Here is a 12,882-nt window from a genome sequence, read left to right as displayed (position 1 = left end):
GTGCGGTCCGGCCTCAGGCTGCGGCGCCGAAGATGGCTTGCCACAGGCGCATCACATTGTCTGCATGCACGCGCACTCTTTCCGGTTCCACCCGTGCCAGGTCCTGTCCTTGCAGGCGCAGCTGGTGCTGCAGCTTGCGCAGCGCGCGGTAGGCGTCGGCCACCAGGGCGGCCAGCTGGGCGTCGATCAGCCCCAGCTCGCCGCACAGGCGCAGCAGGGCGATATTGCCCGAGTTGGCCGTCAGTTGCGGATACCGCGCCGCGTGTTGCAGTACCAGGTATTGCACCATGAACTCGATGTCGATCATGCCGCCCGGGTCCTGTTTCAGGTCGAAGCTGCCGGGGCGGGGCGGGTGGGCGTCCAGCATTTTCTTGCGCATGGCCACCACTTCGCCCTTGAGCGGGCCGTTTTCCGGCCGTTCCTTGCGCAGGATCGTGTCGCGGATGCGTTCGAAGTGCTTGCCGATGGTGGCGTCGCCCGCGCAAAAGCGCGCGCGCGTGAGCGCCTGATGTTCCCACACCCAGGCCGCGCTGCCCTGGTAGCGTTCGAATGCCTGCACGCTGGAGACCAGCATGCCCGAGGCGCCGTCGGGGCGCAGGGCGATGTCGATGTCGAACAAGATGCCGGCCGAGGTGTGCGAGGTCATCCAGGTGATGAAACGCTGCGCCAGCTTCGCGTACAGGCCGGGCGCTTCTTGGTCGTCGTCGTCGAACAGGAAAATGACGTCCAGGTCGGACACATAGCCCAGTTCCTTGCCGCCCAGCTTGCCGTACGCGATGACGGCAAATTTCGGTACGTCGCGGTGGCGCGCGGGTAAGGTTTGCCAGACGGCTTGCACGGTGGCGGCGACGATGATGTCGGCCAGCTGGGACAGGTAGTCGGCCAGTTTTTCCACGCTCAGGTCGCCCGCCAGGTCTTGCGCCAGGCACTGGAACAGCTGTGCATGGTGTGTTTCTCGCAGGATATCCATCTGCCGCTCCGTGTCGCCGGGCGCGTCGTCGAGCTGGCGCTGCAGGTCCAGCGCCAGCGCGGCCGGGTCCGGCACCGTGTTGCGGATGCGCTCATCGAGCAGTTCGTCGAGCAGGATCGGGTGCTGCGTGAGGAAGGTGGCGGCCCAGCCGCTGGCGCACACCATGCGCACGACGCGCTCGAGCGTGTGCGGATATTCCGTCAGCAGCGACAGATAGGCCGAGCGGCGCGCGATGGCTTCCAGGAAATCGAGCAGCCGGCCCAGGGTGGCCAGCTGGCTGGCGTTGCCGTTGGACACGGAGCAATCGGTAATCAGGGGCAGGGCGGAATTGACGAGGGCCACTAAACGCGTGCGGCTCGCCTCGGGCAACGATTGCAAGCGCGGCGCCTGCCACGTGGCCAGCAAACGCCGTGCGCAGGCGGCAGGCTCATGGAAGCCCAGCGCGGCAAACCGGGCTTCGATGGCTTCCTGCTGATCGGACGCGGCGCAGTCGTTCGACGTCTGCGGGTCGATGCCCGTGTCGGCGGGCGGCGCGCCGCTGCTCTTGTCGCTGAACATCTCGTCGAACTGGCCGGCGACAAACACGCGGTGCGCTTCCAGCTGGGCCAGCAGGGTAGGCGCGTCGGGCAGGCCCATCATCTGCGCCACGGTCAGGCGGTCGACCTCGTTGGCGGGCAGGGTGTGGGTTTGCGCATCGTCCAGGTATTGCAGCCGGTGTTCGAGGTTGCGCAGGAAAGTGTAGGAACCCAGCAACTGTTCCACGATGGCCGGTTCCAATAGCCCCTTGTCTGCTACCGTGCGCAGGGTGGCGCGCGTGGAACGCTCGCGCAGTTCGGCGTCGCGCCCGCCCCGTATCAATTGAAACACTTGCGCGAGGAATTCGATTTCGCGGATGCCGCCACGGCCCAGCTTGACGTTGTTGCTGCGGTCCGGGTGCAAACGCTCCTGGCGGTTGACCTCGGCGCGGATCTGGCCGTGCATGGTGCGGATGGCGTCGATGACGCCGAAATCGAGGTAGCGGCGGAAGACGAAGGGGCGCACGATGGCGTCGAGCGCAGCGATATCCTCGGGCTTGCCCGTCACGGCGCGCGCCTTGACCCAGGCATAGCGTTCCCATTCGCGGCCTTGCACGATCAGGTATTGCTCTACCATGCCCAGGCTGGCGGCCAGCGGGCCGGAATTGCCGTTCGGACGCAAGGCCATGTCCACGCGGAACGTAAAGCCGTCCTGCGTGATCTCGGCCAGGGCGGCGATCAGTTTCTTGCCCATGCGAATGAAAAATTCGTGGTTGGACAGGCTGCGCTGGCCCGGCAAGGTCGCTTGCGTGTCGCCATCTTCCGGGTAGACAAAGATCAGGTCGATATCGGACGAGACGTTCAGCTCGCCGCCGCCCTGTTTGCCCATCGCCAACACCATCAAGGCCTGTTCCTCGCCCGATTCCTCGCCGATGGGCATGCCGTGCAGGGCCACCATCTCGGCCATGATGGCGTCCACATGCGTGCGGATGGCAAAATCGGCAAAGCCCGTCATGGCCGTGACGACTTCGTTCAAGTCCGCCTGGCCTTCCAGATCGCGGGCGATCAGGCCGCAGACGAGCAGGTTGCGCAGGCGGCGCATGGCCCGCTCGGCCGGCAGCGGCGGCGTGGCGGCGTTCGCCTGCTCAAGCAGTGCGGCGGCAAAATCGAGCCCGTCCAGCGGCGCGCGCACCAGTTGCGCCACCTGCGCGGCGCGCTCGGGGGCGGCATTGAGCCAGCGCTGGTAGAAACGGGAGGCGGAGATCAAAGGCTGTGTGCTCATGGTATCGGTAAGGGTCTCGTGGATGCTGCGTGCATGTTCTTGTTTAACTTGGCTGCGAACGGCGGGGGATGCGGTAAAATTGTGCCGCTGGCGCGAATGCCGCCGGCAGTGCGTGCTCTTCCGGACGATGGTAAGGGAGGCTTTGCTCTGACGCAAGCGCAAGGATGCAGGCGCGCACCACGAATGCAGACGATTTTTGCCATTATTTGACGCCGGGCCAGTTTATTAGCTTATTGATGCAAAAACCGCCAGAAGCAAGCGTGACAGAACATGTGCCACTGGCCCTGCGCTGGCAGCGGCTGCGTGCCGCCTATCGCATGGCCAACCTGGCCACCCACCATGTGCTGGGTTTTGCCATCAAACTGGTGCTGCTCGCGTATTTCGCCTTCGCCGTGCTGTTTTTATTCCTGCGCTACGCCATCCTGCCCAATATCGATTACTACAAAGGCGATATCGAGCGGGCGGCCAGCCGCGCGCTGGGCAATCCTGTCAGTATCGCGCGTATCTATGCTTCCTGGCATGGCGTACGTCCCAATCTCTTCCTGGGCGACGTGACCCTGCGCGACCAGGCGGGGCGCCAGGCGCTGAGCCTGCCGAGCGTATCGGCTACCTTGTCGTGGTGGAGCGTGTTCGGTTCCGTGCGCTTCGAGACCCTGGAAATCACGCGGCCCGACCTGGACGTGCGGCGCAGCAAGAATGGCAAGCTGTATGTTGCCGGCGTGCTGGCCGACAGCAGTCAGGGCAGCGACGGCAAGGGCGCCGACTGGCTGCTGTCGCAGCATGAGATCATCATCCGCGACGGCAAGGTGCGCTGGACGGACGAAGCGCGCGGCACGCCCGAGCTGGCCTTAAGCCAGGTCAACTTGCTGCTGCGCAACCACTGGCGCAGCCACCGGCTGGGTTTGCAGGCCACGCCGCCCGCCAGCCTGGCCGCGCCCATCGATGTGCGCGCTCACTTCACGCATCCGCCTTTCAGCAAGCGCATCTCCGATGTGTCGATGTGGAAGGGCGAGCTGTACGCGGACCTGAAGAACGCCGACCTGGCCGCCTGGCGCCGTTACCTCGATTATCCGTTCGAGCTGAGCCAGGGCAAGGGCGCCTTGCGCGCCTGGCTGAACCTGGATCATGCGCGCCTGGCCGGCTTCACGGCCGATGTGGGCTTGACGGATGTGCAGGCCCAACTGGGCCAGCATATCGCCCCGCTCGACCTGCTGTCCGTCAGCGGGCGCGTTTCTGCCAAGGAAGAGCTGTCGGCGCAGGTGCCGGACGGCAAGCCAACCTTTGGCGCGTATGGACACCAGGTGGAGTTGACGAATTTCGCGGTGGAAACACGCGATGGCCTCAGCCTGCCGCCCACGACCTTGTCCGAACGCTTTGTTGCTGCCACTAAACGCAAACCGTCGCGCACGGAAATCGCGGCCAAGTCCCTCGATTTGCAAACCCTGGCCGCGCTGGCCGACAAGCTGCCGCTGGGCGAGCAGCAGCGTCAGCGTCTCGACGCCCTGGCGCCGCGCGGGCGCTTGCAGGATTTCTCAGCGCAATGGGAAGGCGAGATGACCGCGCCCGCCAGCTACCGTTTGCGCGGCAAGCTCATCGATCTGGGCCTGAATGCGCAACCCGCGCGCCTGGCCGTGGCAAAGACGGCGGCCAGTGCCGGACAGGCGGCCGCACCGGCCATTCCCGGCTTCGACCACCTGACGGGCAGCATCGACGCCAATGACAAGGGCGGCAGCATCAATATCGACGCGCAAGACCTGGTGCTGCAGTTCCCCTCGTATCTGAGCGAGCCGGCCTTGCCGTTCGAACAATTCGCCATGCAGGCGCGCTGGACCTTCGAAGCGGAAAACATGCTGCAAGTCGAACTGGACAAGCTCGACTTCGATCAGCAGGGTTTGCGCGTCGCCTTGCAAGGCACGCACCGCCTGCCGCTCGATGGCAAGAACCTGGGCCAGGTCGACTTGACGGGCACGATAGACAATTTCCAGATCAATACCATCGGCCGCTATCTGCCCCTGCAAACGCCCGAGCATCTGCGCCACTGGCTGACGGGCGCGCTGGAAGGCGGCATGGCGCACGACGTCAGCCTGCGCCTGCGCGGCGAGCTCGAACATTTCCCGTTCAAGGCCGACACCCCGGCCCAGCGCAACCGCGGCGATTTCCGCGTGGCGGGCAAGATCGAGAATGGCACCTTGAATTATGCACCCGGCGAATTTGCGGAAAGCGGCCCGCTGGCGGGCAAGGCACCGCTGTGGCCGCAGGCGGAAAAGATCAAGGGCAGTTTCATTTTCGAGCGCGCGCGCATGGAAATTCGCGGCGACACGGCCACCACGGGCGGCGTGGCATTGACGAACGTCAAAGCCGTGATCCCCGACCTGACCGTGTTCGACACCTTGCTCGACATCGACGGCAACGCGGCCGGCCCCATGCAGGAATTCCTCAAGTACGTGACGGCCAGTCCCGTGCTGGGCTGGATCGAGCATTTCACGGATGAAACGACGGCGACGGGCAACGCCAAGCTGGCCCTCAAATTGCACTTGCCGATCGAGCGCATGCTGGAATCGACCGTGCAGGGCAGTTTGCAGCTGGCGGGCAATGACGTGGTGCTGTTCCACGACATGCCGCCCGTGCTGGGCACGCAGGGCAAGATCGAATTCAACGAAAAAGGCGTCAACCTGAATGGCTTGAACGGCAACCTGCTTGGCGGGCCGCTGGCCATCTCGGGCGGCACGCAGCCGGACAGTTCCATCCAGGTCAAAATCGCCGGCAACATGACCATCGATGGCTTGCGCAAGACCTATCCGGCGCCCGTGCTGCAGCGCCTGGCAAAACATTTGAGCGGCGGCGCGCGCTACAACGGTCTGATCACGGCGCGCGACCACCAGGTGATCGTCAATGTGGAATCGCCGCTGACGGGCCTGGGCCTGGATTTCCCCGCGCCCCTGAAAAAACCGGCCGGCGACAGCCTGCCCGTGAAATTTACCTTGACGGGCAATGCGGCGAACGGGGCCGGCCTGCGCACGGACGATATCCGCATCGCGCTGGGGTCCGGCATCGCTGCGCGCTACCAGCGCCAGAAGCAGGGCAAGGACGCCTGGCGCCTGGTGCGCGGCGGCATCGGCGTGAACGTGCCGGCGCCGGAACCGGACAGCGGCATGATGCTCAACGTGAACATGAAAACCCTGGACGTGGACAGCTGGATTGCCGCCGGCAGCGAAATCGCCGGCAGCGCCGCGGCGCCGGCCGACGCGGGCGGCAGTGCCGACGACGCGCCCGATATCGCGCAATACGTGGTGCCGGACATGATGGCGGCCCGTGCCAGCGAACTGATGCTGGGCGAGCGCAAGCTGGAAAACGTGGTCGTGGGCGCCACGCATCAAAAGGATGTGTGGCAAGCCAATATCGACGCAAAACAAGTGTCGGGCTATGTGACGTGGCTGGAAACGCCATCCGGCCTGGGCAAGATGACGGCGCGCCTGTCGTCGCTGATCATTCCGGAATCGGCCGCCAACGATGTGAAGAATTTGCTAGAAGGCAAGAGTGGCGCACAATCCATCCCCTCGCTCGATATCGTGGCCGAGCAATTTGAACTGTTCAACAAGAAGATCGGCCGGCTGGAATTGCAGGCCTATAACACCATGGCGGCGGGCGGGCGCGAGTGGCGCGTGGGCAAGCTGCAACTGTCGAATCCCGATGGCGCGCTGAGCGGCAATGGCAAATGGGTGATCAAGGATGGGCAAAGCACGACCAGCCTGCGTTTCGGCCTCGACATCGTCGATGCAGGCAAGCTGCTGGACCGCTTCGGCTTTGCCGATACGGTGCGCCGCGGCAAGGGACGCCTGAGCGGCGATATCGCCTGGAATGGCTTGCCGTATTCGCTCGACATTCCCACGTTGTCGGGGCAGATCGAGATGAATGTGGAGTCGGGCCAGTTCCTCAAGCAGGACCCGGGCGCGGCCAAGCTGTTGGGCGTGCTCAGTCTGCAAGCCTTGCCCCGCTTGCTGAAACTCGATTTCCACGACGTGTTTTCCGAAGGCTTGGCCTTCGACGGCATCACGGCCAACGCCAGCATCAAGCGCGGCGTGGTGACCACCGACAACCTCAAGATGCACGGCGTGGCGGCGACCGTGCTGATGGATGGCACGGCCGACATCGCCAATGAAACGACGAATCTGCACGTGGTGGTGATCCCGGAATTTAACCTGGGCACGGGGCCGCTCGTGTATGCGCTGGCCGTCAATCCCGTCATCGGCCTGGGTAGTTTCCTGGCGCAATTATTCCTGCGCGCCCCCGTGATGAAGGCGCTCACTTACCACATGCAGATCGCCGGCCCGTGGAAGTCGCCCGTCGTGACCAAGCTTGATGGTGGTAAATTGGAGCCTGTCGCCGTGCCTGCCGCTGCAGCGGCGGCGCAGGATGCTGTCGCTAAATAAGTGCCGCACAGTCAGCTCGCCGTGCGCTTGAAGGTAGGGGTAAATGATGCATACAGTCGCAGCAGTACAAATGATTTCCTCGCCGTCCGTGGCAGACAACCTGGCCACGGCGCGGCGCCTGGTGGCGCAGGCTGCCGCCGGCGGTGCGCAGCTGGTGGTGCTGCCCGAATACTGGGCCATCATGGGCGAGCGGGAAACGGACAAGCTGGCCCATGCGGAACAGCCCGGCAGCGGCCCCATACAGGATGGCATGGCGCAGATGGCGCGCCAGCACGGCGTCTGGCTGATCGGCGGCACCTTGCCCCTGATCTCGGGCGAGGAGGGCAAGGTCCTCAATACCACCCTGGTGTACAACCCGCAGGGCGAGCCGGCCGGCCGCTACGACAAGATCCACCTGTTCGGCTTTACGCGCGGCACCGAGTCCTATAATGAATCGCGCACCATCGTGCCGGGTGCGCAGGTGCGCTCGATCGAGACGCCGTTCGGCCGGGTCGGCCTGTCCATCTGCTACGACTTGCGCTTTCCCGAACTGTACCGCGCCATGGGCGATTGCGCGCTGATCGTCGTGCCGGCCGCGTTTACCCACACGACGGGCAGCGCCCACTGGGAAGTGCTGCTGCGCGCGCGCGCCATCGAAAACCAGTGCTATGTGCTGGCCTCGGCGCAGGGCGGCTTGCATCCGAACGGCCGGCGTACCTGGGGCCACAGCATGCTGATCGACCCGTGGGGCGAAGTGAAAGCCGTGCTGCCCGAAGGCGAGGGCGTGGTGAGCGGCGAGATCGACCTGGTGTTCCTGGCCGGCGTGCGCGAGTCGCTGCCAGCCCTGGCGCATCGCACCATGTGAGGCGTCCCTGACATCAGCTGCTGTCAGGTACTGAGAATGCGTTGAATATTATTAGCGAGTACAAAGCCATGATCCCATTTGAACCCAATCTGTCGAGCCTGGCCGTGGCGCGCGATATCCTGCTCACGCCGTTCGGCCTGGACGAGGACAAGCTGTTGAAAGCCCTGGGCACGATGTTTACGCACAAGGTCGATTACGCGGATCTGTATTTCCAGTCGACCAAGAGCGAAGGCTGGAGCCTGGAAGAGGGCATCGTCAAGACGGGCAGCTTTTCCATCGACCAGGGCGTGGGCGTGCGCGCCGTGTCCGGCGACAAGACGGCCTTTGCGTATTCCGACGATATTTCCGAGCGGGCCCTGCTGGAAGCGGCCGCGGCTACGCGCACCATTGCGCGCGCAGGGGCCGGCAAAGTCAAGATCGCGGGCCAGATGCTGGCGCAGGGCGGGCGCTCTCTGTACCTGCCCAACGATCCGCTTGCCTCGCTGGATGCCACGGCCAAGGTACAACTGCTCGAGCGCGTGGAAAAGATGGCGCGGGCGAAAGATCCCAGGGTGGTGCAAGTGATGGCGGGCTTGACTGGCGAATACGACGTGGTGCTGGTGTTGCGCAGCGACGGCGTGCTGGCGGCCGACATCCGTCCGCTGGTGCGCGTGTCGCTCACCGTGATCGCGGAACAGAATGGCCGCCGCGAAACGGGTTCGGCCGGCGGCGGCGGGCGTTTCAGCTATGACTATTTCAGCGATGCCGTGCTGGAACAATATGCGGCGGACGCCGTCAATTCGGCGCTGGTCAACCTGGAAGCGCGTCCCGCGCCGGCCGGTCCCATGACCATCGTGCTGGGACCGGGCTGGCCCGGCATCCTGCTGCACGAAGCCATCGGCCATGGCCTCGAGGGCGATTTCAACCGCAAGGGCTCGTCCGCGTTTTCCGGACGCATCGGCGAGCGCGTGGCGGCCAAGGGCGTCACCGTGGTCGACGACGGCACCCTGGCCGGCCGGCGCGGTTCGCTCAATATCGACGACGAGGGCAACCCCACGCAATGCACGGCCCTGATCGAGGACGGTATCCTGAAAGGCTATATCCAGGACACCATGAATGCGCGCCTGATGAAAATGCCCGTGACGGGCAATGCGCGCCGCGAATCGTTCGCCCACCTGCCCATGCCGCGCATGACGAATACCTATATGCTGGGCGGCGACCGGGACCCCGGTGAAATCCTTGCCTCCGTAAAAAATGGCTTGTATGCCGTCAACTTCGGCGGCGGCCAGGTCGATATTACCAACGGCAAGTTTGTCTTCTCGGCCAGCGAAGCGTACATGATCGAAGACGGCAAGCTCAGCTATCCAGTGAAGGGCGCCACCCTGATCGGCAATGGCCCGGACGTGCTGAACCGCGTCTCCATGATCGGCAACGATATGCGCCTCGATTCGGGCGTGGGCGTGTGCGGCAAGGAAGGCCAGAGCGTGCCCGTGGGCGTGGGCCAGCCGACCCTGCGCCTCGATGGCATCACGGTCGGCGGGACTGCCTGATCTTTCGGACACTGTGAGGCTAGCGCGATCGTCGGATTACGCCCTCCGGGCGAATCCGAGCTACTTTTTTCTGGCATGGCGCTCGCGTAGGTCGGGTTAGCGCCAAGCGCGTCACCCGACACCACCAGCACGCCAACAGCACGCCAACAGCACCGGCCGTGCCGACCCGGTTGCTGGATTGCTCAGAACTTGTACTTCACCCCCGCACTGAAAAACCGTCCTGCCGCGCCCGCGTAATCGAGCGGGTTGTAGCCCGTGGCGCCATACGTGAGCGGGTCGAGCGGGGCGATCTTGTCGAACAGGTTTTGTACCGTTGCAAAGACTTCCAGCTTGGGCGTGGCCAGCCAGCGGGCCGTCAGGTCGACCGTGGTGAACGAGGCGATGCGGCAGCCGCGCGGCGCATCCGTGCCGTCGGCGAAGTGCGTGGCGCAGCCGTCGGGGTCGTTCTTGAACAGCACATTGTCGAGGTGGGCGCGGTAGTTGACGTTGGCCGTGACGCGCCAGTTCTGGCGTTCCCAGGTAGCGCCCAGGTTGACGCGGTCAGCCGGCGTGCCCATGCAGTTTGATACATCGCAATTGCCATGCGTGCCGGCAAAATCGCGCTGCGTGCCATCCTGTTCCGTGCGCAGCCATTTGTACAAATGCGTCCACTTCAGGTCGAATACCAGGTTGCCATAGTCGTTGCCCAGGTTGAAGCGCTGGCGGGCGTCGACATCGATGCCGCGCACCGTCGTCTGCGCCGAATTCACGTAGTTGGCCAGCACGGCGGTAATGGCGCCCGGATCGCCCGCGATGCCCGTGGCCGTTGACGGGTCGCGCGCCACATGGCCTTCGGCAATGGCCGTGTCCGTTTGCTCCTGGTTGATTTCATTCTTGCGGCGGATTTGCCACAGGTCGACGGAAATGCTGGTACGCGGCAGCGGGTCCCACACGGCGCCCACGGAATAGCTGCGCGAACGCTCGGGCGACAGCTTCGGATTGGGCGAGGTGATGACGGCGATGGAGGCCGGATCGCACGCGGCGCTCACACCCAGCGCGCAGCGCAGGGGATCGCTGGCCGTGGAGAATGCGGCCAGGCCGCCCACGCCGTTTTCCGCCGCGCTGGGCGCGCGGAAGCCTTTGGCGAAGGTGCCGCGCAGGGCCAGTTCGCGCACCGGCGTCCATTTCACACCTACCTTTGGCGTGTAGGAGTTGCCCACGTCGGTGAAATGGTCGGCGCGCAGGGCCGCCGACAGCTCGACGGTGCTCAGCACGGGCGCCAGCACCTCGGCATAGATGGCCGAGGCATTGCGGCTGCCCTTGTAGGCGGAATAGCCGAGGCCGATGATATTGCCCCGTTCCGTACCCGTCGTGGGTTTGAGTTCCGTCGCTTCATGGCGGAATTCGGCGCCCACGGCCACGCCCAGGCCGCCGCCGTCGAGCTTGGCCACTTCGCGGCTGGCCTTGAAGTCGATCTGCGCGATATGCGTCTTGGCATCGTTCGAGATGCGCGGCGACAGGGCCGCATACAGCGCGGCCGAATTGAGGCCCGCGTTTTCCGCGATGCGCCACAGGCTGCCGGCGGGCAAGGCCGCATACGCGGGGTTCAGGCTGGCAGCGGCCACGTTGGCAGCGGTGGGGTTGAGCAGGGCGAACGCCACGTCGCGCTGCAGGTAGCCGCCCAGGCCGTTCGAGACCTTGTTCTGCGAATACAGCAGCGCACTGTCGATATCCCAGCCCGCCACGCTACCCTTGATGCCGGCGACAAAGCGGGTGAAGGTGGAATCGACTTCCGACGTGCGGGGACCCACGTCGGCCGCCAGGTAGCGCAGCCGTGCCGCCGTGCCGAAATACGGATTGTCCGGATGCGCGGCACCCAACGCCACGCCCGCGTTACTGACGGGGCCGCCCGGAAAACCCACCGAGCCGCTGACGGTCGAGGGCGTGGTGGCGGAATTCGATTCGCTGTGATACAGGTTCAGTTCGGCATACGTCTGTAGGGCGGGCGTCAGTTGCCAGGCGGCGCGGCCGAAGAAATTGATGTTCTTTTGCTTGGGCTGGATCTGGCCGTACTGCTGCGCCGCGTCCGTCAGGCAGCCGCCGCCCGGGTCGCCCTGCGGATGCGTGGTGAAGTTGCCGCAGGCGGCGCCGGGAAAGGTGCGCGTAAAACCCGCGCCGGCCAGGTTGCCGCGGTTGTAGTAGTCGAGCGTGTCGGGATTGCGCACATTGCCGTTGACGGCGCTGCCGGCCGCGTTGTTGGTGGTGATGGCGCCCGCGCCGCTGAGGGTTTCCTGCGCGCTGAAGCCCAGGTCGCGCAAGTCGCTGCGGCCGACGGCGCCCCGCCCGGCCCGGTCGCGGTTCCAGATGGCGGCCTTTTCGCTGTACTCGAGGTTCAGCAGCACGTTGTAGCGGTCGGTATCGATGTCGCCGAAGCCATGCGTGATGGCGGCGCGCGCGTCGCGCCCGTCCCAGTCTTTCGTCTTGCCGTAATTGCCCTTGATGGCCGTGCCCTGGTAGTCGCGCCGCAGTATCACGTTGACGACGCCGGCGATGGCGTCGGAACCGTAGATGGCCGAGGCGCCATCCTTGAGGATTTCCACCCGTTCCACCGCTTCCAGGGGAATGATGTTCAGGTCGGCGAACACCTTCTGGCCATCGTCCGCCAGGCCATACGGCGCGACGCGGCGTCCGTTCAGCAGCACCAGGGTCGAGGCCGTGCCCAGGCCCCGCAGCGACACGCCGGAGGCGCCCGCCGCAAAGCCGTTGCCGAAGGTGGTGGGGACGGAACCCTGGTTGTCGACGGCCAGGGTTTGCAGCAGTTCGGCCACGCTGGACTTGCCCGACTTTTCGATGTCGGCCGCGCTCAGGGTTTGCACGGCCGATGCCGTTTCTGCCTGCGCGCGGCGGATATTCGAGCCGGTGATTTCCACGCGCGCAATCGGTGCGGCGTCCTGCGCCAGGACGGGTAGACTCAGCAGTGCACTGGCCAGTGCCAGACCCAGTCTGGGTGGTGAAAAGGTTGCGGACGGTAAGGATGGTGTGGGAATCATGCGGTTCTCCGGAAAGGTGAGGCAGTCAAAGGGCATCGATACGTCCTCGAGTTTTGTCCGCGCGGCGACGCCGGGATTAGATCTGGATCAAGGAGTGCGCCGCTTGTCGTCGATAGAATGGCTGGCGTGGCGTGGTTGCCACGACGGGCACAGCGGTAGCGCCCGGGTTCAAAGGTGCAGCGAGATTCACGGCGCGCAACTTTTTATGCTTTTTTGCGTGTTGTGCAGTGTGAAACGGCGGTGCCATGCGGCTTTGCCGACAAATATGCTTGCCAAGCCTTGC

Annotated in this window: 5 protein-coding genes; 3 read left to right on the top strand and 2 right to left on the bottom strand. The window is 64.9% G+C overall.

All coding sequences use genetic code 11. From position 1 onward, the window contains the following. Positions 1-13 precede the first annotated feature (13 nt). Complete coding sequence (glnE, locus tag GCN75_RS04840) at positions 14-2,767, bottom strand: bifunctional [glutamate--ammonia ligase]-adenylyl-L-tyrosine phosphorylase/[glutamate--ammonia-ligase] adenylyltransferase (RefSeq protein ID WP_405002779.1); 2,754 nt, start codon at positions 2,765-2,767, stop codon at positions 14-16. A gap of 260 nt (positions 2,768-3,027) precedes the next feature. Here glnE and GCN75_RS04835 point away from each other — a divergent pair, with 260 nt between their 5' ends. From GCN75_RS04835 to tldD, 3 genes are all read left to right on the top strand, one after another. Further along, positions 3,028-7,197: a YhdP family protein gene (locus tag GCN75_RS04835; RefSeq protein ID WP_319633282.1), complete on the top strand. Its 4,170-nt coding sequence runs from the start codon at positions 3,028-3,030 to the stop codon at positions 7,195-7,197. 43 nt (positions 7,198-7,240) lie between these two features. Then, positions 7,241-8,041 carry a carbon-nitrogen hydrolase family protein gene (locus GCN75_RS04830; RefSeq protein WP_152281602.1) on the top strand — a complete coding sequence of 267 codons (801 nt, stop codon included), beginning with the start codon at positions 7,241-7,243 and terminating at the stop codon, positions 8,039-8,041. A 68-nt stretch (positions 8,042-8,109) separates the two neighbouring features. Next, positions 8,110-9,570, top strand: a complete 1,461-nt coding sequence (tldD, locus tag GCN75_RS04825; protein ID WP_152281601.1) for a metalloprotease TldD — start codon at positions 8,110-8,112, stop codon at positions 9,568-9,570. Between the two features lie 182 nt (positions 9,571-9,752). On the opposite strand, the gene GCN75_RS04820 is transcribed toward tldD, so the two are convergent. Continuing rightward, positions 9,753-12,599 carry a TonB-dependent receptor gene (locus GCN75_RS04820; RefSeq protein WP_152281600.1) on the bottom strand — a complete coding sequence of 949 codons (2,847 nt, stop codon included), beginning with the start codon at positions 12,597-12,599 and terminating at the stop codon, positions 9,753-9,755. Positions 12,600-12,882: the final 283 nt, after the last annotated feature.

The organism is Janthinobacterium violaceinigrum (assembly GCF_009208555.1).
GTDB classification, from domain to species: domain Bacteria; phylum Pseudomonadota; class Gammaproteobacteria; order Burkholderiales; family Burkholderiaceae_D; genus Janthinobacterium; species Janthinobacterium violaceinigrum.
This window is presented reverse-complemented; position numbering and strand designations above follow the sequence as displayed.